This is a genomic window from Streptomyces jeddahensis, from assembly GCF_001642995.1.
GTDB lineage: Bacteria > Actinomycetota > Actinomycetes > Streptomycetales > Streptomycetaceae > Streptomyces > Streptomyces jeddahensis.
On sequence record NZ_LOHS01000061.1, the window covers coordinates 50,989 to 73,508 of the forward strand.

The window sequence follows — 22,520 nt, forward strand, 5'->3', positions numbered from 1 at the left end:
CATGAGCCCCGTACTTGCTGACGTGCTACAGGTGACCGCGCTGATAGCGGCGCTGGCCCTGGTGCACCGCCCCTTCGGCGACTACATGGCCGCCGTCTACGCGTCCGGGAGGCACCTGCGGGTCGAGAAGTGGATCTACCGCTCGATGGGCGCGAACCCCGACGCGGAGATGCGCTGGCCCGCGTACCTGCGGGGAGTGCTCGCCTTCTCTGCGGTCAGCGTGCTGTTCCTGTACCTGCTGCAGCGGGTGCAGGACAAGCTGCCGCTGTCCCTCGGCTTCAAGCCGATCAGCCCGGACCAGGCGTTCAACACGGCCGTGTCGTTCGTGTCGAACACCGACTGGCAGTCGTACTCGGGCGAGGTGGCGATGAGCCACGTCACCCAGACCGCCGGGCTGGCCGTGCAGAACTTCGTGTCGGCGGCCGTCGGCATGGCCGTCGCGGTGGCGCTGGTGCGCGGCTTCGCCCGGTCCCGCACCGGGGACCTGGGCAACTTCTGGGCGGACCTGGTGCGCGGCACCGTCCGCATCCTGATCCCCATCTCCGTGGTCGCGGCCGTGGTGCTGATCGCGGCGGGTGTCATCCAGAACTTCGGCGACATCCACACGATCATCACGCTCACCGGTGACAAGCAGGCCATCAGCCCCGGCGCCGTTGCCTCGCAGGAGGCCATCAAGGACCTGGGCACCAACGGCGGCGGCTTCTTCAACGCCAACTCGGCGCACCCGTTCGAGAACCCCAACGGCTTCACCAACCTGCTGGAGATCTTCCTGCTGCTGGTGATCCCGTTCTCGCTGCCGCGCACCTTCGGGAAGATGGTCGGCAACGTGAAGCAGGGGTACGCCATCGTCGCCGCGATGGGCATCATCTGGTTCCTCGCCGTCGTCGCGGTGACGTGGATCGAGTACGCCCACCCGGGCACCGCCTCGCAGATCGCAGGCGGTTCGATGGAGGGCAAGGAGCAGCGGTTCGGCGAAGGCCCGTCTTCCCTCTTCGCGGTGTCGACGACGATGACCTCGACCGGGTCGGTCAACTCCTTCCACGACTCCTTCCAGGGGCTGTCCGGCGGTGTGCTGCTGCTGGGCATGATGATCGGCGAGATCGCGCCCGGCGGTGTCGGCTCCGGCCTCTACGGCATGCTGATCATGGCGGTCATCGCCGTGTTCATCGCCGGTCTGATGGTCGGCCGCACGCCGGAGTACCTGGGCAAGAAGATCGGCACCCGCGAGATCAAGCTGGCCGCCTGCTACATCCTCATCACGCCCGCGCTGGTGCTGATCGGCACCGCGGTCGCGATGGCCCTGCCCGACGGCAAGGAGGCCATGACCAACATCGGGGCGCACGGATTCTCCGAGGTGCTGTACGCGTACACCTCCGCATCCAACAACAACGGTTCAGCGTTCGCGGGATTCGGCGCCAACACCCCGTTCTTCAACACGACGCTGGGCCTGTGCATGGCGCTGGGCCGCTTCCTGCCGATGGTGTTCGTGCTGGCCCTGGCCGGCTCGCTCGCCGAACAGCAGCCCGTCCCCGCCACCGCCGGAACGCTGCGCACGGAGAAGCCGCTGTTCACCGGCCTCCTCGTGGGCGCGATCCTGATCATCACCGGTCTGACCTTCTTCCCGGCACTGGCGCTGGGCCCGCTCGCCGAGGGGCTGGCGGCATGACCACCGACACCAACGAGCAAGAGGACTCGATGTCGACGGTTAACCCGACCCGGGCACCGCACCCGGACGTACGGACCGGGCCCAAGACACCGGAGGGCCGTGTGGGCGCGGGCCTCTTCGACCCCAAGCAGCTGGTCACGTCGCTGCCGGACGCCTTCCGCAAGCTCGACCCCCGAGTGATGATCAAGTCGCCCGTGATGTTCGTGGTGCTGGTCGGCTCGATCGTCACCACCGTGCTGGCGATCAAGGACCCAGGCGACTGGTTCGGCTGGGTCATCGCCGCCTGGCTGTGGCTGACCGTGGTCTTCGCCAACCTCGCGGAGGCGGTGGCCGAGGGCCGCGGCAAGGCGCAGGCCGACACCCTGCGCAAGGCCAAGACCGACACCGTCGCCCGGCGTCTCCTCAGGGACGGCACGTCCGAGGAGCGGGTGCCCGGCACCGAGCTGCGCGTCGGCGATCTGGTCGTCTGCGAGGCCGGCGACGTCATCCCCGGCGACGGTGACGTCGTCGAGGGCGTGGCGAGCGTCGACGAGTCGGCGATCACGGGTGAATCGGCCCCCGTCATCCGCGAGTCCGGCGGCGACCGGTCTGCGGTGACGGGCGGTACGAAGGTGCTGTCCGACCGCATCGTCATCAAGATCACGACGAGGCCCGGCGAGACCTTCATCGACCGGATGATCAACCTGGTCGAGGGCGCGGCCCGGCAGAAGACGCCGAACGAGATCGCGCTGAACATCCTGCTCGCGTCGCTCACGATCGTCTTCCTGCTCGCCGTGGTGACGCTGAAGCCGTTCGCGATCTACGCCGGGGCCGACAAGCAGACCTCGCTCATCGTGCTGACCGCACTGCTGGTCTGCCTGATCCCGACCACGATCGGCGCACTCCTGTCCGCGATCGGCATCGCGGGCATGGACCGGCTGGTGCAGCGCAACGTCCTCGCCATGTCGGGCCGTGCGGTCGAGGCCGCCGGCGACGTGTCGACGTTGCTGCTCGACAAGACCGGCACCATCACGCTCGGCAACCGGCAGGCCGCCGGGTTCGTGCCGGTGCGCGGGGCGACGGAGGCCGAACTCGCGGACGCCGCACAGCTGTCGTCGCTGGCCGACGAGACGCCCGAGGGCCGCTCCGTCGTCGTACTGGCGAAAGAGAAGTATGGGCTGCGCGAGCGGCACCAGGGCGAGCTGGCGCACGCCGAGTGGATCGGGTTCACCGCCCAGACGCGGATGTCCGGTGTGGACGTCGACGGGCACAGGATCCGCAAGGGCGCCGTCGGTTCGGTCATCGCCTGGGTCCGGGAGCAGGGCGGCTCGGTCGCCGAGGACGCGGACGGGATCGCGAACCGGATCTCCGAGGCGGGCGGTACGCCGCTGCTCGTGGCCGTCGAGGACGAGGTGGGGGCACGGGTTCTCGGTGTCATCCACCTCAAGGACGTCGTCAAGGACGGCATGCGCGAGCGGTTCGAACAGCTGCGCCGCATGGGCATCAAGACCGTCATGATCACGGGTGACAACCCGCTGACCGCCAAGGCGATCGCCGAGGAGGCCGGCGTCGACGACTTCCTCGCGGAGGCCACGCCCGAGGACAAGATGGCTCTCATCAAACGGGAGCAGGCGGGCGGCAAGCTCGTCGCGATGACCGGCGACGGTACGAACGACGCGCCCGCGCTGGCCCAGGCGGACGTCGGCGTGGCGATGAACACCGGTACCTCGGCCGCCAAGGAGGCCGGGAACATGGTGGACCTCGACTCCAACCCGACCAAGCTCATCGAGATCGTCGAGATCGGCAAGCAACTCCTCATCACCCGGGGCGCGTTGACGACGTTCTCGATCGCCAACGACGTCGCGAAGTACTTCGCGATCATCCCGGCGATGTTCGCGGTGGCGTACCCGTCGCTCGACAAGCTCAACATCATGGGCCTGGCCTCGCCCGAGTCGGCGATCCTGTCGGCCGTCATCTTCAACGCGCTGATCATCATCGCGCTCGTACCGCTCGCCCTGCGCGGCGTGCAGTACCGGCCGATGAGCGCGGACCGGATGCTGCGCCGCAACCTCGGCATCTACGGCCTGGGCGGGCTGGTCGCCCCGTTCGTCGGCATCAAGATCATCGATCTGCTCATCTCGCTGATCCCCGGGATCCGGTGAAGGACATGAACAACTCCGTAGTGAACACCGCGCGCCTGGCGTGGGCCGCCCTGCGCATGCTCCTCGTCCTCACCGTGGTGACCGGCGTCCTGTACCCGCTGGCCGTGACCGGCATCGGGCAACTGGCCTTCCACGACCAGGCCAACGGCTCGATGGTCAAGGTCGACGGCCAGGAGGTCGGCTCGCAACTGATCGGGCAGAGCTGGAACATCGAGGGCACCGACAAGCCCGACCCCAAGTGGTTCCAGGGCCGCCCGTCCCACAGTGGCTACGACCCGCTGGCCACCGGCTCCAGCCAGCTCGGGGCCAGCGACCCGCGGTTGGTCAAGGCGGTGAAGGAGGCGAAGGAGCAGGTCGCCGCGTTCAACGGCGTACCCGAGTCGGAGGTCCCCAAGGACGCCGTCACCGGCTCCGCCTCTGCGATCGACCCCGACATCTCCCCGGCGTACGCCCAGATCCAGGTCAAGCGGGTCGCCGCGGCGAACGGGCTCTCGACGGAGGCGGTCGAGAAGCTGGTCGAGGACCACACCCAGGGCCGTACGGCCGGTTTCCTGGGCGAGTCCCGGGTCAACGTCCTCGAACTCAACATCGCGCTGAAGGAACTGGCCGGAAACTGATGACCTCACCGCCGGGAGTCGACGGGCCGGGAGTCCCGGATCCGTCGGCTCCCGCCGCGGTCCCGCGCGTCGTCGACCAGCACCCGCGCAACGGCAGGCATCGGCGCAGCTCGCTGGAGCCGTCCACACCTTCGACAGCATCGAGTGCACCGCCCAGAGACTGGCACCGATCTGCGACAACTGCCGGTGCCGCATTCTCGGCCACGGCCTTCAAGCGGACGGACAGTTCTAGGCGTGCGGACCCGCCCAGGGTCCTTCCGCTCTCAGGCGGCCACGGCGTGGCCCTGCTTCAGTGCCTGTTCGCCGGACGTGCGGTCCACCAGACCGAGCAGGCGTCCCTCGGGGTCGGTGACCAGGACGGTGTGCACCCGCGCCCGCTCCATTCGCTGAAGCAGCGGGCCCAGAGGTTCGTGTGCCCGTACCGTCGCCGGTCCGGAGCGCAGCGCCTGTTCCGCGGTGCTCCCCGCGTGTGCCTCGGCGTCGCGCCGGCGCAGGAGACCGGTGACGACCCGCTGATCGTCGACCACCACGCACACGCTGTGCCCCGTGTCCCGCATCCGTGCCAGGACGTCGTCCACCGGCTGGTCCGCTGCGCAGGTGAGCACCTCGCGCTGCGCCACGTCCCCGGCGGACAGGGCCTGAGCGGTACGGCCCTCCGCGGGCAGCCCGGCGGCCAGCCAGTCGGCCTTGCCGGGCACGTAGTCGTAGACCTGCTGGAAGCCGAGCTGCTCCAGGCGGGCCGCGGCCCGCGGGCTCATGTCGCACATCCAGTCCCAGCAGTACACGACCACCGGCCTGTCCGGGTCGAGCCGTGCCGTCGCCTCGCGGTCCAGCTCCCGCAGCCAGATGTGCAGCGCGCCGGGCAGATGCATGTCGTCGTACTCCTCCCGCGGCAGCACCTCCACCAGCTGCGCACCCTCCTCGGCGAGACGGCGTACCTCCTGCCTGTCCATCAGCCGTGTGGGCATGGCTCCCACCTTCCCTCTTTGCTGCTGGGCCGGGCCTTTCCCTTCGGGTTCCACTGAAGGGACGGGGCATGCCCGCAGTGCTGCGAGCCGTGCTGCGCGGTGGAAGGCCACGTCCTCAGGTCGGTTCGACTCGTTCGGGAACGTCAAAGAGTCCGGCGTAGTCGCTGGGTATGCGGCTGAGGATTCCTTTGAGCTGAGTGCCGCTGACGGTGTCGGTGATGGCGCTGAGCACGGCCTCGGCATCGGCAGCGGCTTCCTGTTCGAGGGTGCCTGCCGCGTGCGCGACCCGAGTGACGAAGGTGGTGACGTCCCAGGAGGTCATGGTGGCGGCCGAGCCGGCGATGAGGGCCTCACCGGCTTCCGCGGGGAGCTGGGTGGCCACCTCACGCGCCATGACGGGTCCGATGCGGCGGCCGAGGACGCCGAGGACGATGTGAACGGCGTCCTCGGCGCTCTGCCGGTCGTCGTAACCACCGCGCTCGCACACGGCGGCGAGGTACGTCGCGTAATCGCAGAGGTGCCTGTCCATCGGCAGCCTCCCGTGTCGCTACCGGTCGGAGTGTGTGCCTACGGCTCCCCATGGGCCAGGGCGGGGATGGTGCCGCCGGCCAGGACGGCTGTCCGCTGGCGGTCCGAGAGGCGGTGATGGACCGCGTACTCCTCGCTGCGGGTGGTGTTGCGCACCCGGAGCGTCGGCGGTGTGCCGGGGGTGAGGGTTGCGCGGAGCCCGTCGATCCGCAGCCTGTCGCCCGCGGTGATGCGGTCGTAGTCGGCGGGGTCGTCGAACTCCAGGGCGAGTACGCCGAAGTTGGCGAGGTTCTGCCAGTGGATGCGGGCGTAGGACTTGGCGATGATGACGCGTAGCCCGAGATAGCGCGGGGTGATCGCGGCGTGCTCCCGGGAGGAGCCCTGTCCCCAGTTCTCGCCGGCGACGATGACGTGCCCTCCGGCGTCCCGGAGCCGGGCCGCGCGGTGCGGGTAGTCGGGGTCGAGGCGGGTGAGGGTGAACTCGGCGAGCTTGGGGATGTTGGAGCGGAAGGGCAGCGCCTTCGCTCCGGCCGGGGAGATCTCGTCGGTGGACACGTGATCGCCCGCCTTGAGCAGGACCGGGGCCTCGATGCTGTCGGGCAGCGGGTCGAGGTCGGGCAGGGCGGAGATGTTGGGTCCGCGCTCCAGTTCCACCTCGGCGGCCTCGTGCGGGGGCAGCGGCGGCTCGAGCATGGCCGTGTTGACCGTGGCGCGCTCCGGCAGGTCCATGGCGGGGTAGGTCACGCCGTCCCGAGCGGCCCAGTCGCGCGGGTCGGTGATGGCTCCGGTGAGGGCGGAGGCGGCCGCGGTCTCCGGGGAGCACAGCCATACCGCGTCGTCCTCGGTGCCTGAGCGGCCGGGGAAGTTGCGGGGGAAGGTCCGTAGCGAGTTGCTCCCGGCGGCCGGTGCCTGGCCCATGCCGATGCAGCCCAGGCATCCCGCCTGGTGCAGCCGGGCCCCGGCGGCGATCAGGTCGAAGACCGCCCCCGTGCGGAGGAGGTCCTGGAGGATCTCCCGCGAGGTCGGGTTGACGTCGAAGCTGACTCCGGGCGCGGCCTGCCGTCCTTCGACCATGGCGGCGGCGATGGCGAAGTCGCGCAGGCCGGGGTTGGCGGAGGATCCGAGCACCACCTGATCGACGCGCTCTCCCGCCACATCGCGCACCGGCACGACATCGCCGGGCGAGGAGGGCCTGGCGATCAGCGGCTCCAGCGTGGAGAGGTCGATCTCGTCCTGCAGGTCGTAGCGGGCGTCCGATGCGGCGCCGACGTCCGTGTAGTCCTGCTCGCGGCCCTCCGTGCGCAGGAAGTCGCGCACCGCTGCGTCGGCGGGAAAGACGCTGGTGGTCGCGCCGAGTTCGGCACCCATGTTCGCGATGACGTGCCGGTCCATCGCCGTCAGCCCTGCCAGCCCCGGACCGTGGTACTCCACGATGCGGTTCACCGCGCCCTTGACTCCGTGACGGCGCAGCATCTCCAGGATCACGTCCTTGGCGCTGACCCACTCCGGCAGGGCACCGGTCAGCCGTATCCCCCAGATCTCGGGCATACGCAGATACAGCGGCTGCCCGGCCATGGCCAGGGCGACCTCGAGACCGCCGACGCCGATCGCGAGCATGCCCAGGGAACCGGCGGCGCAGGTATGGGAGTCAGAACCGGCCAGGGTCGTGCCCGGGATGCCGAAGCGCTGCATGTGGGTGGGGTGCGAGACGCCGTTGCCGGGCTTGGAGTACCAGATGCCGAACCGGCGTACCGCCGAGCGCAGAAAGGCGTGGTCTTCAGCGTTGCGCTCGTCCGCCTGCAGCAGATTGTGATCCACGTACTGGACGCTGACCTCGGTACGTACCCGGTCCAGGCCGAGCGCCTCCAGTTCCTGCATCACCAGTGTCCCGGTGGCGTCCTGGGTGAGGGTCTGGTCGATACGCAGGCCGATCTCCTCACCCGGCACCATCCGCCCCTCGACCAGATGGTCCTCGATCAGCCGGTGCGCCACCGTGCCACCGGACCGTGGTCCGCCGCCCATGCCGCACCTCCGCGCGCTCGATACGGGGCCGGAGCCTCCGGAGTACGGTCCCCGCGTACCCGCAGACACGCCCGCGACCCGCAATCACGCCCGCGAGCCGCACGGAACGCGGCGCGGTTCGCCGCACGACCCGGACGTGCGTGGTGCCGTCGGACGTTTCCGGTGATGAGGGCCGGTGACGGACCATGTGAAGGGAGGGGCGGATCGCGGTTCGTCGGCCGTGGCGGCCGCGCGTCGTCTCCCGTCGGCAGGTGAGGGCGATGAAGGGTTCGATCCGGATCGGCAGTGTGCGTGGGGTGGTGCTGCGTGCGCACTGGAGTGTGCCGCTGCTGATGCTGCTGTTCGCCTACGCTCTGGCCAGCCGGACACTGCCCGGATACGCGCCCGGCCTGGCCGCGGCCGTGTACGCGGTCGCCGGTGTGCTCGGCGCTCTTCTGCTGCTCGCCAGCCTGGTGGTGCATGAGGCGGCACACGCGCTGACGGCTCGCAGGGCCGGAATCCCGGTGCGGGACATGACTCTGTGGGCGCTGGGCGGGATGACCCGGATGAACCGCCCGGCGACGGCACGCGCTGCGTTCGTGGTCGCCGTCAGCGGGCCGCTCGCCAGCCTGGTGCTCGGCGGAGCCCTGCTGGGCACGGCTGCCATGGTGGACGCGGCGCTGACCTGGCCGATACCCGTTGCCGTGCTGCTCTGGCTGGGCGCGACGAACGTCATGCTGGGCGTCTTCAACCTGCTGCCCGCCGCACCGCTGGACGGAGGCCGGGTCCTGCAGGCCGCGCTGTGGTGGCGTACCGGTGACCGGGACCGGGGGGAGCGGGCCGCCGGACGCAGTGGGCAGATCGTCGGCACGGCGCTGGCCGTGGTCGGCTGGCTGGCGTTGCTGAGGGGCGTGGCGAGCGGGTTGTGGCTGGCGCTCATCGGCCTGTTCGTGATGGTCATCGCCTCCGCCGAACGACGGTGGGCCGAGGTGGGCACAGCGGTGCGGGGCGTACGGGTGGCCGAGGCGATGACCACTCCGGTGGTCACCGGTCCGGACTGGCTGACGGTGGACCGCTTCCTGCCCGAGGTGGCAGCACACGCAGGTCATTCCGTGCTGCCGCTGCTGGACTTTGAGGGCCGCCCCAGCGGCGTCGTGCAGGTGCGCCGGCTCGCCGCCGTGCCGTCCGGGCGGCGGGAGTCGCTGCGCGTGCGGGATGTGGCGACCCCGATGTCACGGTGCACGGTCGCCGCACCGGACGAGCAGCTGGAGCGCGTCCTGGACCGCGTGGCCTCCGAGGACGGCGGACTGCCTATCCTCGTCGTGGACGGCGGCCGACTCGGCGGGATCATCACCGCGCACGACATCGGCCGCCTGGTCGAGCGGCACAGGACGGGCGCGGCCTGCGACGCTCCACCACACCGGCCGGGTACGGGCGAGTGGGGTCCTTCGGCGTAATGACACACGGGAAAGCAAGGGCACACGGGCAAGCAATGGCACACGGGAAAGACGATCAGCTGGCCCAAGTCCAGCGCGAGCACTGGCAGAGCACCTACCGCATCCATCCGGAGATGTACGGCGGCCTGCCGTCCGCCCCGGCCCGCCACGCCGCCGAGGCCTTCCGTGCGGCCGGGGCCCGCGACGTGCTCGAGCTGGGCGCGGGGCACGGCCGTGACGCGCTGTACTTCGCCCGCGAAGGCTTCACTGTGCAGGCCGCCGACTTCAGCCCCGTAGCCCTGTCGCACCTGCAGGAGGCCGCGCAGACCCAGGGCGTGGCCGAGCGGGTCGACACCGTGGTGCACGACGTCCGCGACCCGCTGCCCCTGCCCGACGCCTCCGTCGACGCGGTCTTCGCGCACATGCTGCTGTGCATGGCGTTGTCCACGGAGGAGATCCACGGCCTGGTCGGCGAGGTCAGGCGGGTCCTGCGGCCCGGCGGCATCTTCGTCTACACCGTCCGGCACACGGGTGACGCCCACTACGGCGGCGGTATCGCCCACGGTGACGACATCTACGAGCACGGCGGCTTCGCCGTCCACTTCTTCCCCCGCCACCTCGTCGACGCCCTGACCGAAGGATGGCAGCTCGACGACGTCCACAGCTTCGAGGAGGGCGAACTGCCCCGCCGCCTGTGGCGCGTCACCCAGACCGTTCCCCGATGACCGCACGGGTGGCGCCGTCCGAGCAGCCCGTCACCCCGAGACGTGATCGATGCGTGCGGCCCCTGCCGTTGCCAGGACGGCGTCCTCACAGCGGATCCGTACGGTCAACACCGCGGCATTGCACACGGTGAAGACGACAGCGGTCATCCAGGCGTTGTGCACCAACGGCAGAGCGATGCCCTCGGCCACCACGGCAGCGTAGTTCGGGTGGCGCAGCCACCGGTACGGGCCGCTGGTCACCAGAGGCATGCCGGGGACCACGAGCACGCGCGTGTTCCACCGCCGGCCCAGCGCGGCGATGCACCACCAGCGAAGGCCCTGCGCGGCCATGACGACGGCCAGCATCGGCCAGCCCACGAGGGGCACGAACGCACGGCCGGCCGCCCATACCTCCGTCAGGCATCCGGCGAGCAGACCGGTATGCAGCAGCACCATGGCCGGGTAGTGCCGCTGCCCGGCCTCGACGGCGCCGTGGGCCAGGCTCCAGAGACGGTTGCGGCGGGCCACTACCAGTTCGGCCAGCCGCTCGACCGCGACCGCCCCGATGAGCAGCGTGTACCAGATCACCGCCGGTGTCCCGCCTCACCAACGCAGCAGGACGAGTTCGGCACAGAAACCGGGTCCGAGAGCCGACAGCAGTCCCCATGTTCCGGCCGGCGGCCTGCGCCGGGCCGTGTCCCACAGCACGTGCAGGACCGACGCCGAGGAGAGGTTCCCCACCTCGGCGAGCGAGCCCCAGCTCGCGTCGAGGGCTCCGTCCGGCAGGTCGAGCGTCTCGGCGATGGCGTCCAGGACCTTCGGTCCGCCAGGATGGCAGATCCACGTCCCGATGTCGCGCCTGGTCAGGCCGTGGTCGCCGAGGAAGCCGTCGACGTCGGCGGCAAGATGCGCGCGGACGATCCCGGGAATTCCAGGATCTAGCACGATGTGGAACCCGTCGCTGGTGATGTCCCAGCCCATGACCCGCTCCGTGTCCGGGTAGAAACGGCTGCGGGAGGCCACGATCACCGGCCCGTCCACCTGTCCGTCCCCGTCAGCCGGGGGCATCGCCGTATCCCTGGTGTGCGCCTCGCACCCCTGCGCGACCAGCGCGGCGGCACCGTCCCCGAAGAGCGCGCTGCCCACCAGGTTGGCCGGTGACGTGTCGTCCCGCTGGAAGGTCAGCGAGCACAGTTCGACCGTCACCAGCACCGCGACATGTGTGGGCCAGCCACGCAGATAGTCGTGCAGCCTGGCGATTCCTGCCGCTCCGGCGGCGCATCCGAGTCCGAAGACGGGCAGTCGTTTGACATCCGGCCGGAGACCGAGCAGATCGACCAGGCGGGCGTCGATCGAGGGAGCAGCCATGCCCGTCGTCGAGGCGAACATCAGCAGGTCCACGGCGTCGGGCGGAATGCCGGCGGTCCGCAGCGCGCCCTCGACGGCATCGGAGCCCATCTCCACCGCGTTGCTGATGAACGCGTCGTTGGCCTTGCCGAAGTCGTCGAGAGAGGCGTACGCGTCGAGCGGCAGCACGGTATGGCGGGACCGGACCTTCGCCGCGGTGTGCAGCCGGTCGAGAACCGCCGGATCCACACCGGGCAGGCTGGCCTGGGCGATTTCGGTGATCTCGTGCTGATCATGCCGATACGGTGCCAGAACCTTGTGTACGGCGGCGATACGACTCATAGGCACCCCGGAACGACGTCGCGGACTTCGTCTGGGTTCCCCCTCTGCACCTCTCCAACCTCTCCAACCTCACGCCACGTCCATCGCCGCACCGGCCGCCCGTCCATAGTTCGACGGCAGGGCGCATGGGTACTCGTAAGACGCTTCCGGCGGCGGACGAACGGGCGGGCCCATCCGATCCACCGCACGGAGGCCGACGGCAGCCCGACGAGCACCACCGCACCACACGGCTGGCGTCGACGCACACAGGGAAGGACAGGCACATGCCTTCGGCGACTCAGGCTCGCAGTGCCCGGCGCTGGACCGAGCTTGGTGAGCCCGACGACGAGCCCGATCTGCTCGGCCAGTATCTGTCGCAGGTCGGTTCCACCCCGCTGCTCAGTGCGGAGGAGGAAGTAACGCTGGCACAGCGCATCGGGGTCGGGGTGGACGCTGCCGAACTATTGCGGCAGGAAGAGGCGGGCGAGCGCGTTCTGCCGCCGGAAGAGCGGCGCAGCCTGCAGGAGCTGGCCCGCGCCGGCCAGCAGGCCAAGGACCATATGATCCGGGCCAATCTCCGCCTCGTGGTGGCCATGGCCAAGCGGCACGCGCGCCGCGGTCTGCCGCTCCTGGACGTCATTCAGGACGGGAACCTCGGGCTGATCCGGGCCGTCGAGAAGTTCGACCCCACCAAGGGGTTCAAGTTCTCGACGTACGCGACCTGGTGGATCCGTCAGGCGATCGAACGCGGGCTGGCGCAGCACGCCCGCACCGTGCGGTTGCCCGTGCATGTCGTGGAGCAACTGTCCAAGATCGCCAAGGTGGAACGCCGGCTGCAACTCCGTCTCGGCCGGGAGCCCGCACCCCAGGAAGTCGCCGAGGAGGCCGACATCCCGGTGGACAAGGTGATCTGGCTTCGCCGGGTGGGCCGCGAACCCATCAGCCTGGACACACCGGTGGGCGAGAACGGCGAGACCGTGGTCGGCGATCTCATCCCGGACTCCGAGGTCCTGCAGGCCGCGGACGTCGCGGAGTTCCACGCCTTCGCCCGGCAACTCCGCGAGGCGATAGGCGCCCTGCCCTACCGCGAGTCCATGATTCTCTCGCTGCGCTACGGCTTGCACGACGGCCGGCCCCGCACCTTGGAGGAAGTCGCCCAGCAGGTGGGCCTCACCCGCGAACGGGTGCGTCAGCTGGAGAAGCAGTCGCTTGCGCAGTTGAGGTCCGCGGAAGGCTGGGAGCGATTGCTGGAGTGGGCAGGCTGAGACCGGCGGACCGGTCGTTCTTCTGGCAGGAGAGGCACATGCGATTCCACGACCGTCGGCACGCCGGCGATGACCTCGGCCTCCGGCTGCTGGTATGGGCAGCCGACGGTGAGCTTGCCGGCACCCTCGTCCTTGCTGTGTCGCGCGGGGGCGTCCCTGTGGCCGCGGAGGTCGCCCGCGCCCTGCACGCGCCCCTCGATGTCCTCGTGGCCCAGGAGATCTGTGCCCCCGGCGCGCCGGAGACGGTGATCGGCGCGATCGTCGCCGACGACCCGCCTCTGTACGACCGACGGGCCCTCGCGATGCTCGACCTGACCGAGGACAGGCTCGGTTCGTACGTTGCCCGGGTACGGACCGAGCTGTACCGCTGCGAAGCTCTCTACCGCAGCGGCCGCCACGCACCGGACATCGAAGGGCGGACCGTGATCCTCGTCGATGACGGGCTCACCCCCGGCGTCACGATGCGTGCTGCCGTGCGCCATCTGCGACGCCGGCAGCCCGCTCGGCTGATTGTGGCCGTCCCCGTCTGCGCCCCGAGCACCGCCGCCACGCTCCGGGAGGAGAGCGCCGACCTCATGTGCCTGCACCAAGCGCCGGAATCCCTGTACGCCGCCGACGAGTGGTACGAGGACTTCGGCCAGGTGACCGATCAAGAAGTGATCGACACCCTGAGCAGGCTCTCCGCTGAGTTGAGAGAGCGAAGCTGAGCCAGCGGAGCCGAGCCCATCACCTGACCCGTCCCGGCCACCTGGCCGGCCGGCTGACGGGGGCGACCCGCCTCCGCCGGCCGGCCATGCCATGGTCCACCTGCCGGTACTCAGGACTGGTACGGCTGCTGCCGCGGTTGCCCGTGCGTCTGAACGCCCTGGCCGCTCGCACCCTGCGCCTGCAGCTGCTCGGCCTGCTCCTTGGTCAGCTTCTGCTCCGCGCCGCAGAAGGTGCACTGCGTCATGTACTTCGTCGAGAAGGGGAACAGCGGCACGAAGAACAGCGTGAACTTCGTGACGCGCTTCTTGAGCGTGTGCGCGGAGGGGTTGCCGCAGTGGCCGCACACCAGCGTCAGTATGGCGAGCTGGTACAGGTAGCCCTTGGTGCCGAAAATGATCACGCCGTTGGTCCTTCCCGGGTCAGTGCCTGCCGGCACAGTGCCAGCGAGCGGCAAGATGGGGTCACAGAAGACAGTGTGGTGCACGTCGCTTCGCGACCCCGCGTCGGCCGATGGCCGGGGCGGATGCCGTGCCCCTTCCGGACCCGCTCCGGAGGAGGAGCCCTCACTCCGCCCTGAGGACGATGTCGAAGCGCACCGACGTCCACGTGCCTTCTGGTCGGCGCCCGTCCGGCGCCGGCGTACCGGCCTCGTGACGGTCGAAGGGACGGATGAGCGAGTGCTTCACGCCGAAGACCGAGTCGGTGTCCAGATACGGGTCGCCGGAGACGAAGATGTGCGTGGTGAGCGTGTGGAAGCCGGGCGCCGTCACCCTGAAGTGCAGGTGCGGTGCGCGCATCGGTGAACGGCCCGCATGGGCGAGGAGCCGGCCGACGGGGCCGTCGTCCGGGATCGGGTACGGCGTGGGGGTCAGACCCCAGAACCGGTAGCGGCCCTCGGCGTCGGTGAACATGTGTGCGCGCCCCGCGAGGGCGCCGTCGTCGTACTGGACGTCGTACATGCCGGCGTCGTCGGCCTCCCACACCTCGATGCGCGCCCCGGCGACCGGGTTGCCGTCGGTGTCCGTGACCGCGCCGCTGACCCACGACGGCTCGCCGCTCGCCCCGTGCGCGATGTCGCCGCCCAGCTCGATCCGAGGCGAGTGCTGGACGAAGAACGGACCGAGAACGGTGGATTCCGTCGCGTCACCGAGGTTCGGTTCGTTCACCGCGACAGTGAGCATGGAGATGCCGAGGACATCCGAGAGCAGCACGAACTCCTGGCGTGTGTCGGTGGTGATGCGTCCGGCCGCCGTCAGGAACTCGATCGCGGCGGTCCACTCGTCCTCGGTGAGCCGGGTCTCGCGTACGAACGCGTGGGCGTGCCGCACGAGCGCCTGCATCACCTCGCGGAACCGTTCGTCCTTCGCGGAGTCGAAGCTCGCGACGACCTTGTCGGTCACCTCCTGCTCGCGGCGGCCTTGTAGCCCACTGACATCCAGGATGTCGGCGGTGCGTTCGTCTGCCGTCTCTGACATCGATGTGCTCTTTCGATCGAGGGTCGGGGGCCGTGTCTCATACGTCGGTGAGGGGGACCAGCACCGGGGTGTCTCCGCGGTGTGCGCGCCCCAGCAGCTGCCGCATCGCGTTGTGTGTCACCCGGCGCGGGTTGGTGTCCGGCACCTGTGCCATGACCAGGTCGGTGGCCCGGTCGAGCTCCTGCTCGGCGAGGCCCAGATCGTGGAGCGAGCGCGGCGGGTCGAGCGTCGCGTAGAGGTCGAGCAGCGCGTCGAAGGGGTCGGTTCCGTCGTCGAGCGCCGCTCCGAGGTGGCGCGCCGCGTCGGGCGCAGCGGGCAGGTTGAGGCCGGCCACGTGCGGCAGGACGACGGAGTGCAGGGCGGCGTGTTCGAGGTCGTACGCGCCGCCGAGGACGTGGCACACCTTGTGGTGCAGTCCGGAACCGGCACCGGCGAAGGCGACGGCCCCGAGGTAGGTGCCGAACAGGATGTCGCGACGGGCTGCAACGTCCTGGCCGTCGGCGACGATGCGCGGCAGCGAGGACGCCAGCGACCGGACGCCCTCGACGGCCAGCGCGGAGCTGATCGGATTGTGCCGCGGTGCCCACCACGCGTCGACGCAGTGGGCGAGGGCGTTGAGCCCCGATGTCACCGACAGGCGTGTCGGCAGCGACAGCATGAGGGTGGCGTCGTAGACGACGACGCGGGGGAGCACCTTCGGGTCGACGCCGGTGCGCTTGTGGCCGTCCTCGGTGAGACCCCAGACAGGGGTCGCCTCGGAACCGGCGTAGGTCGTGGGGACGGCGAGGATCGGCAGCCCGGTGGTGAGCGCCGCCGCCTTGGCGGTGCCCGTCGTCGATCCTCCGCCGATGCTCAGCAGCAGGTCGGCCGCGTGCTCGCGGGCGGCCGACCGCACCGCTTCCGCCACCTCGGCCGGCACATGCGGCCTGACGGCGCTGAAAGTCGCCACGACGGGAACGTCCTTGCAGACGTCCTCGGCCAGAGCGCGTTCCCGTTCGGCCGCGATCAGCAGGACACGGGTCGCGCCCAGCCCGGCGACCTGCGCCGCCACGTCGGCCCGGGCGGTGCCCGAGCCGAAGACGACCCGCTGGCCCCAGGACTCGTAGACGACCGCAGACGGGAGGAGAGCCGTCACGCCGTCACCGCCCGCACCCGCGGTACGGCGCCCGCAGCGACCGCCCCGAGGAGCGCGGGTCCGGCGAAGGCGTAGAAGGCCCACTCGACGCCGGCGCCCGAGGCGAGCACGAAGGCGCCCAGCGACGGACCCACGATGGCGCCGAAACGCCCCACGGACAGGGCCCACGCGAGGCCGTTGCCCCGCACGGCGTCCGGATACCGCGTCACGATGAACGCGTTGCCGAGGATCTGCGAACCGATGAAGCCGAATCCGCTGATGAACATGAGCACGAACATGACGGGCGTCGGGGGGCGTGTGCTCATCGCGATCAGGCTCAGGGTGCCGACCAGGAACGCGACGACCACGACGCGCTTGGCGCCGAGCGCGTCCGCGACACGTCCGCCGACGATGGCGCCGAAGCCGACGCCCAGCCACATGGCCGCCGTCTGCAGCAGCGCCGACCCCAGGGAGAAGCCGGCGGCCTGCATGATGCTGGGCAGCCAGGTGCTGATGCCGAAGACGAGCAGGAGCCCGCAGAAGGACATGGCCCAGAAGAGTACGGTCGACACCGCGAGGCCGCCGGTCAGCAGCGAGCCGAGGCCGAGCCAGCGGCCCGGGTCCGAGGTCGGCGCGACGTCGGAGGGGGCGAGGCCCAGCCGCTCCTCCACGGCCCTCGCCTCGGTCGTCCGGCCCGTACGGCTGAGGTGGAACGGGCTCTCCGGGAGCCGGAGCACCAGCGGCAGCGCTACGAACACCGGGAGCACGCCGATCACGTAGAGCCAGCGGTACGAGACGTCTGGGAGCAGGGCCGTGCCGAGCAGTGGGGAGAGCAGGGCGCCGGCCGCGTAGCCGCTCATGATCAGGGCGACGTTGCGGCTGCGGCGGTCCGGCCGGCTGAGGTCGGCGACGAAGGCGTTGATCGTCGGCAGCACGACGCCCAGGCCGAGGCCCACGACCAGGCGTCCGGCGCCGAAGGACGGGACGCCGCCGGCGACCGCGCAGACCGCCATGCCGACCGTGAACACGGTGGTGCCGGCGAGCAGGAGCCGGCGCGGCCCGGTGCGGTGGACGAGGGCTCCGGCGAGTGCCGCGCCGACCAGCATCCCGATGCCGACGAGCGAGCCGATGGTGCCGGCCTCCGCCTTGTCGATGCCGAGCGAGGGGTCGCCCAGGATCGCGGGCACGGTGACGCCGTACACGGCGAGGTCGTAGCCCTCGAGGGACGCGACGACCCAGGCGGCGAGCAGGATGAACGTGCTCGCGGGCACTCTGCGGACGGCCGGGCCTATGGCGGACGGTGCGGTCATGGCCGGATCCTTTCTGCGACGGTGGCAGGAGCCTGGACCGGCTCGACTGCGATGGCAAGTGTCTTCAGGAGCGCCGGGACGTCGGACAGGACGCCCGCGGTGCCGAGGATGTAGAAGTCGGGCCGCCACAGGACGGCGGCGCGGCCGGTCTCGTCGAACCAGCGCCCGTAGACGCCGCCGACATCGGTGATCCCCTCGGTGGTGAGGCGGCGATCGGTCAGGTGGTGGACGGCCACGCCGAGCCCGTCGGCGAGCTCGGCGGCCGAGGCGTCGAGCGAGGTGCCGTCACGGCCGTCGACGAGGAGCACGAATCCGCGGCCGAGCACGTCGTCGAAAAGCCCCTCGGTGCCGTGCGACTCCACCCGGCCCTGCGGCATCAGCAGCCCTGCCTGCGGGGACTCGTCGTGCAGGCCCGGACCGAGGCCCGGGAAGCGCATCTTGTCGGGGTGCCCGTTCGCCGCGCGCTGGGCGATCAGGCGGGCATCCCGCTCGGCCGCGGCCACCGGATCGCGCATGGTCTGTACGCGTCCCAGCTCGATGCCCTTGGCGATGATGGCCCGCACATGCGGTTCGCGTTCACTCTGGTAGGTGTCGAGCAGTGCGTCGTCGGCGCCGCGCAGCACGGCGTCGAGCTTGAAGGCGATGTTCTGGGCGTCGCGGATGCCCGAGCACATGCCCTGCCCGAGGAAGGGCGGCATCTGGTGGGCCGCGTCCCCGGCGAGCAGGATCCGGCCGGTGCGCCAGCGCTCCGCGACGAGCGAACGGAACGTGTACGTGGCGACCCGGATGAGCTCGGCCTGCTCGCGGTCGAGGTAGGCGCCGACCCGTGCCCACACCCGGTCGGGCTCCCGCTCCACGGGGAAGGACTCCGCCGAGTCGAGCATGAAGCTGAACCGGTGGTGGCGGGGCCCCAGCGAGATGATCGATATCGGCTGCTCGGGGTCGCAGACCTGGCGGGCCTTCGGGACGTCCGCGGCACCGGTCAGACGGAAGTCGCAGACCATCCACGGCTCGGAGAATCCGTAGTCCTCCTGCTCGATGCCGAGCCATCCGCGGGTGAAGCTGTTGCCGCCGTCGCAGGCCACCACGTACCGGGCCGAGACGACGGCGTCGTCTCCTTCGACGTGGATGTCCACGCCGTGGTGCGTGCTCTGGAGTGCGGTGACCCGGGAGCCCATGCGGATCTCGACGTTCCCGAGACCGCGGACCACGCCGTCGAGGGCCTCCTCGAGGTACGGCTGGTACATCATGTACCACTCCGCCCAGCCCTGGCCCCCGACGGCGGCGAAGTCGTGCTCGATGAGCAACTCGCCCGCGCCGTTGCGCCATTCGTAGTTCCGCTGGACGTGCAGGGTGGGCAGCAGGTCGCGGGCGATGCCGAGACGGTCGAACGTCCGCATCGTCTCGTCGTCGAAGATGGCGGCGCGTGGAAGGTTGTAGAGGGTGGGGTAGCGCTCGAGCACGATCACGTCGTGGCCTGCCTGCCCGAGCAGTGCCGCGGTGACCATGCCCACGGGGCCGTACCCGATGACGGCGACGTCGTACACGTGCGTTCCCTTCTGTTCCGGTGCGGGTTCCGGCTGGCGTGTCACGGCTTCCGGCTCCGGTCAGACACCCGCGTACGCGGCCGCGGGGGCGAGGCCGAGGAGCTTCTCCGCGTTCTGGTGGCCGATCTTGAGCCGGTCGGCTTCGCTGATCGGCGCGGTGCGCAGGAAGTTCGTGGCCGTCTCGATGTCCTCGAAGGGGTAGTCGGTGCCGAAGAGGATGTGGTCGGCGCCCATCGAGAGCAGGGCGGTGAGCAGGGGCGCGGGGGAGCAGACGCCGCTGGTCGTGATGTAGAGGTTGTGGCGGATGTACTCCGAGGGGCGCCCGCGCCTGAGCTCGATGCCGTGGTGCGCGTGGAAGTCCCAGCGCGAGTCCATGCGCCACAGCACGAAGGGCAGTCCCTCGCCCATGTGTCCGAGCAGCAGCTTGGCGTTCGGGAATTCGTCGAACACGCCGCCGAATATGAGCCGCAGGACATGGGTGGCGGTGTCGACTCCCCAGCTCCACATGGGGCCGACGAGCTCCGGGTGCCCAGAGAACACGTGCGCGGTGTCGACGCCGTTGGCCGGATGCAGATAGAGCGGTACGTCGAGGTGCTCGGCACGCTCCCAGACGACGCGCAGGGCCGGGTCGTCCAGGTACATGCCGTGGGTGTGCGCGTTGACGAGGGCGCCGCGCAGGCCGAGCTGCGTCACGGCACGCTCCAGTTCGTCGGCCGCGGCCTTGGGGTCCTGCAGGGGCAGGGCACCGAAACCGGAGAAGCGGTCGGGGTGCCCGGCGATGACACCGGCCAGGAAGTCGTTGACCGTGGCCGCCTGGCGCACGGCCGCCGCGGGGTCCTTCTCCGCCTGGATGCCGGGGGAGTTGAGGGAGAGGACCTGCATGTCCAGACCGGCGGCGTCCATGTCGTCGAGGCGCTCCTCGGTGAGATCGAGGAGCCTCCGGGAGGCCTCGGCCCAGGCGCTCGGCTGCGCGATGGACGCGGTGGACGCGCCGTGGCCCACCAAGTCCGGGGTCACGAAGTGCTCTTCGAGGCCTATCAGCTTCATTGCGGAGTTCTCCTCGGTTCATGGCATGGGTTCGGGTGACACGCCGGGTATGAGCGAGCGGCGGCTACGGGGTGGGGCCGGGCGTGTGAGGTGACGGAGGGCCGGGCGTGTGAGGGTGTCGCCGGCGTGTTCGCAGCCGGAGGCGGTTCTGGGCGGCCGCCGGGTCGGCCGCCAGAGCGGCGGGGAGCGGCCGGGTGGCCGGGAGGGCCACCGCTCGCAGTTCACCAGAACGTAAGGCGTTACGCAATAGTGAATGCGAAACTTGCTGTGCGAGCTCGCACGCGCGGTCCGCCCGCACGGAAACCCGCAGGCCAAAGCGGGGAAGAGGGCGGGCCGAGCGCTCCTATACGCTGAGCGCGTTCATGCACCGGCAGGAAGAGGATGGCTCTGTGGCGTCGACTGGCCCGACCGAGAACGGGGAGAACCCGGAGCCCACGGCTTCCGACGGCCTCGGGCGACAGGGGATCCAGTCGGTCGAAACCGCGATGCGCGTACTGCTCGCGCTGGAGAGCGGCGGAGGCGCGCTCAGCCTCTCGGCGATCGCGCAGGCGAGCGGGATGCAGCCCAGCAAGGTGCACCGCTATCTCGTCAGCCTCGGCCGCATAGGGCTGACCTCGCAGGACCCCGCGTCGGGCCTCTACGACTTCGGGGCCGCCATGCGCCGCCTGGGGGCCGAGGCGCTGCGGCGCACCAACGAGGTGGCGGTCGCGAGCGGCCACGCGATGCGGCTGAGGGACCGCACCGGTCACTCCGTGAACCTCGCCGTCTGGGGCGACCGCGGCCCGATCGTCGTGAGCTGGGCGTACGGCACCCGCCCGCTCCCGCTGACGGTGCGGGTCGGTGCCACGCTTCCCCTGCTCGCGTCATCGGTCGGCCAGGTCTTCCTCGCGTACCTGCCCGAGAGCCTCACGGACGAGGTGCTCGGCGACGAACTCCGGGCCAAGGGCGCCGACTGGACGCGCGAGCGCGTCGCCGCCACGCGCGCCGAGATCCGCGAGCGCGGGCACGCCGTGACGCACGGCGGCGTCATCCCCGGCATCATCTCCATCGCGGCACCCGTGTTCGCGGCGAATGACCCGCTGCCGCTCGCCATCTCCGTCGTGCTGCCGGAGAGCATCGGCACGCCGGAACACCTCGCAGAAGTGACCGGCGAGTTGCACAGCACGGTGAAGGCCGCGTCGCACGAGCTCGGACACCTGTCTTAGCGCTGTGCTCTTATCGGTGTGGCAGCCGTGGGCTGCTGGCAGGTCGCGCTGACCGGCGCCGGCGAGGTGTTCCGCACCGACGCGGAGCGCATCCTCAAGGCCGTCGACGAGGCCGTCGCGAGGGTCGGGCGCTTCGCCGCCGGAGCCGAGGGGGTGCTGCGGATCGGCTGACCGGAGCCGCCTCGTACCGTCAACTGCCCGCCCTCGCCCGGCTGGTGAAGCGCGAGATGCCCCACGTGGTGCAGCGGTGCTATGTGTCTCCTTGTGCTTCGGACATGGCCAGGGCCTGTTCAAGCAGTGAAGTGGAGCGAGCGTGGTCTCCTTGGATGACGGCTGAGAAGCCGAGTTGGGCGATGCACTGCTGCTGCGACAACAGCATCGTGGATCAATGCCTGGCTCGAAGGGACGCCGACGGCCAGTGACAGGCAACTCGTCCTTCTTACGGCCGTGCTCATCATGCTGCTCACGCCGTCGATGCTCCGCAGCGGAGACCCTGCACTCCTGTACGCGGCGCGCACCCTTCGCGCGCACCACGGCCATGGAGAGAGCAGGCCCTGTGGAGTGACCCACTGCGGGTCGCCGCTGCGGCCTGCGCCGCCGACCGAATGCTGCGCGCGGCAATTCCGCGGCCGAGGCAGCCCAGTTGGTCGCTGACCTCCGTATCCACGACTACCGTCACACACGTTGGCGGTTTGGACGTCATGGACTGGGCATACGGCCCTGCCCTACGACCGAACCCGTACGTAGAGGAACTCGTCCGGCGTCAGGTCATCGTCATCGGCGACTTCCGCCATGGCTGAAGCAGCCGCCCACGCCATGGGTCACCTGCGGTCGACTTCATGCACACCCTGCTCGACGAGGAGTACCGCGACCGCGCCACCGGCCACACCGACGTCAACGCCAAAGCCCACATGTACATCAACCACTACTCGATCAGCTCCGGCATGATGACCTCCCGGGTGGCGCGGGTGCCAAGTACGCCAACGCCTACGTCGACCGCAGCGGCGAGCTGCTGACGGGCCCACACACCGACCGCATCGACCTGCCCGCTGGCCCCCGTCCAAGCTCTTCTGGTCGCTCACCCTCTACGACGCCGAAACAGCCGCCGAAGTCGACGCCG

At 70.3% G+C, this 22,520-nt stretch carries 21 protein-coding genes; 10 read left to right on the plus strand and 11 right to left on the minus strand.

The window, feature by feature from the left end; translation table 11 throughout:
• The first annotated feature begins 1 nt into the window (after position 1).
• The 3 genes from kdpA to kdpC are packed head-to-tail and all read left to right on the plus strand — an operon-like array spanning position 2 to position 4,424.
• Complete coding sequence (kdpA, locus tag STSP_RS10060; protein ID WP_067274962.1) at positions 2 to 1,666, plus strand: potassium-transporting ATPase subunit KdpA; 1,665 nt, start codon at positions 2 to 4, stop codon at positions 1,664 to 1,666.
• Positions 1,663 to 3,807, plus strand: a complete 2,145-nt coding sequence (kdpB, locus tag STSP_RS10065; RefSeq protein WP_067274965.1) for a potassium-transporting ATPase subunit KdpB — start codon at positions 1,663 to 1,665, stop codon at positions 3,805 to 3,807. Before kdpA ends, kdpB begins: the two co-directional genes overlap by 4 nt.
• Positions 3,808 to 3,812: 5 nt before the next feature.
• Entirely contained in the window at positions 3,813 to 4,424 is a 612-nt protein-coding gene (gene kdpC, locus STSP_RS10070) for a potassium-transporting ATPase subunit KdpC (RefSeq protein ID WP_067275205.1), read from the plus strand.
• A 263-nt stretch (positions 4,425 to 4,687) separates the two neighbouring features.
• Here kdpC and STSP_RS10075 read toward each other — a convergent pair whose 3' ends face one another.
• From STSP_RS10075 to STSP_RS10085, 3 genes are all read right to left on the minus strand, one after another.
• Complete coding sequence (locus STSP_RS10075) at positions 4,688 to 5,392, minus strand: CBS domain-containing protein (protein WP_067274966.1); 705 nt, start codon at positions 5,390 to 5,392, stop codon at positions 4,688 to 4,690.
• A gap of 115 nt (positions 5,393 to 5,507) precedes the next feature.
• On the minus strand, positions 5,508 to 5,921 hold the full coding sequence (locus tag STSP_RS10080) for a DUF2267 domain-containing protein (protein WP_067274968.1): 414 nt from the start codon (positions 5,919 to 5,921) through the stop codon (positions 5,508 to 5,510).
• A gap of 38 nt (positions 5,922 to 5,959) precedes the next feature.
• Positions 5,960 to 7,942, minus strand: a complete 1,983-nt coding sequence (locus STSP_RS10085) for an aconitate hydratase (RefSeq protein ID WP_067274973.1) — start codon at positions 7,940 to 7,942, stop codon at positions 5,960 to 5,962.
• Positions 7,943 to 8,202: 260 nt separating this feature from the next.
• Between STSP_RS10085 and STSP_RS10090 the strand changes: the two genes are divergently transcribed.
• Positions 8,203 to 9,378 (plus strand): site-2 protease family protein, encoded by a 1,176-nt coding sequence (locus STSP_RS10090; RefSeq protein ID WP_067274974.1) that lies wholly within the window; start codon positions 8,203 to 8,205, stop codon positions 9,376 to 9,378.
• Positions 9,379 to 9,413: 35 nt separating this feature from the next.
• Positions 9,414 to 10,082 (plus strand): class I SAM-dependent methyltransferase, encoded by a 669-nt coding sequence (locus tag STSP_RS10095; RefSeq protein WP_067274977.1) that lies wholly within the window; start codon positions 9,414 to 9,416, stop codon positions 10,080 to 10,082.
• 30 nt (positions 10,083 to 10,112) lie between these two features.
• On the opposite strand, the gene STSP_RS10100 is transcribed toward STSP_RS10095, so the two are convergent.
• Together STSP_RS10100 and STSP_RS10105 are read right to left on the minus strand one after the other, a co-directional pair.
• On the minus strand, positions 10,113 to 10,649 hold the full coding sequence (locus STSP_RS10100; RefSeq protein WP_067274980.1) for an isoprenylcysteine carboxyl methyltransferase family protein: 537 nt from the start codon (positions 10,647 to 10,649) through the stop codon (positions 10,113 to 10,115).
• A gap of 15 nt (positions 10,650 to 10,664) precedes the next feature.
• Positions 10,665 to 11,750: a type III polyketide synthase gene (locus STSP_RS10105; protein WP_067274981.1), complete on the minus strand. Its 1,086-nt coding sequence runs from the start codon at positions 11,748 to 11,750 to the stop codon at positions 10,665 to 10,667.
• A gap of 263 nt (positions 11,751 to 12,013) precedes the next feature.
• Between STSP_RS10105 and STSP_RS10110 the strand changes: the two genes are divergently transcribed.
• Together STSP_RS10110 and STSP_RS10115 are read left to right on the plus strand one after the other, a co-directional pair.
• Positions 12,014 to 12,994 carry a sigma-70 family RNA polymerase sigma factor gene (locus tag STSP_RS10110; protein WP_067274984.1) on the plus strand — a complete coding sequence of 327 codons (981 nt, stop codon included), beginning with the start codon at positions 12,014 to 12,016 and terminating at the stop codon, positions 12,992 to 12,994.
• A gap of 38 nt (positions 12,995 to 13,032) precedes the next feature.
• Positions 13,033 to 13,701, plus strand: coding sequence for a phosphoribosyltransferase (locus STSP_RS10115; RefSeq protein WP_067275206.1), 669 nt, complete (start codon positions 13,033 to 13,035; stop codon positions 13,699 to 13,701).
• 110 nt (positions 13,702 to 13,811) lie between these two features.
• Here the strand turns inward: STSP_RS10115 and STSP_RS10120 are convergent, their stop codons facing one another.
• The 6 genes from STSP_RS10120 to STSP_RS10145 form a co-directional block, all read right to left on the minus strand.
• Positions 13,812 to 14,102 (minus strand): zinc-ribbon domain-containing protein, encoded by a 291-nt coding sequence (locus STSP_RS10120; protein WP_067274987.1) that lies wholly within the window; start codon positions 14,100 to 14,102, stop codon positions 13,812 to 13,814.
• Between the two features lie 163 nt (positions 14,103 to 14,265).
• Positions 14,266 to 15,177 carry a dioxygenase family protein gene (locus tag STSP_RS10125; RefSeq protein WP_078067038.1) on the minus strand — a complete coding sequence of 304 codons (912 nt, stop codon included), beginning with the start codon at positions 15,175 to 15,177 and terminating at the stop codon, positions 14,266 to 14,268.
• A gap of 37 nt (positions 15,178 to 15,214) precedes the next feature.
• Complete coding sequence (locus tag STSP_RS10130) at positions 15,215 to 16,312, minus strand: maleylacetate reductase (protein WP_067274990.1); 1,098 nt, start codon at positions 16,310 to 16,312, stop codon at positions 15,215 to 15,217.
• Complete coding sequence (locus STSP_RS10135) at positions 16,309 to 17,601, minus strand: MFS transporter (RefSeq protein ID WP_067274993.1); 1,293 nt, start codon at positions 17,599 to 17,601, stop codon at positions 16,309 to 16,311. The genes STSP_RS10130 and STSP_RS10135 overlap by 4 nt, the downstream gene beginning before the upstream one ends.
• A complete protein-coding gene (locus STSP_RS10140) occupies positions 17,598 to 19,193 on the minus strand; it encodes a bifunctional 3-(3-hydroxy-phenyl)propionate/3-hydroxycinnamic acid hydroxylase (RefSeq protein WP_232789573.1) in 1,596 nt (531 codons plus the stop codon). The genes STSP_RS10135 and STSP_RS10140 overlap by 4 nt, the downstream gene beginning before the upstream one ends.
• Positions 19,194 to 19,208: 15 nt before the next feature.
• Positions 19,209 to 20,195 carry an amidohydrolase family protein gene (locus STSP_RS10145; RefSeq protein ID WP_067274996.1) on the minus strand — a complete coding sequence of 329 codons (987 nt, stop codon included), beginning with the start codon at positions 20,193 to 20,195 and terminating at the stop codon, positions 19,209 to 19,211.
• 389 nt (positions 20,196 to 20,584) lie between these two features.
• On the opposite strand from STSP_RS10145, the gene STSP_RS10150 reads away from it, so the two are divergent.
• The 3 genes from STSP_RS10150 to STSP_RS39070 all read left to right on the plus strand — a co-directional run bounded on the left by STSP_RS10150 (position 20,585) and on the right by STSP_RS39070 (position 22,416).
• Complete coding sequence (locus STSP_RS10150; RefSeq protein ID WP_232789574.1) at positions 20,585 to 21,400, plus strand: IclR family transcriptional regulator; 816 nt, start codon at positions 20,585 to 20,587, stop codon at positions 21,398 to 21,400.
• Between the two features lie 18 nt (positions 21,401 to 21,418).
• Entirely contained in the window at positions 21,419 to 21,571 is a 153-nt protein-coding gene (locus STSP_RS36840; protein ID WP_232789575.1) for a hypothetical protein, read from the plus strand.
• Between the two features lie 668 nt (positions 21,572 to 22,239).
• Positions 22,240 to 22,416, plus strand: a complete 177-nt coding sequence (locus tag STSP_RS39070; protein ID WP_157902804.1) for a hypothetical protein — start codon at positions 22,240 to 22,242, stop codon at positions 22,414 to 22,416.
• Positions 22,417 to 22,520 lie beyond the last annotated feature (104 nt).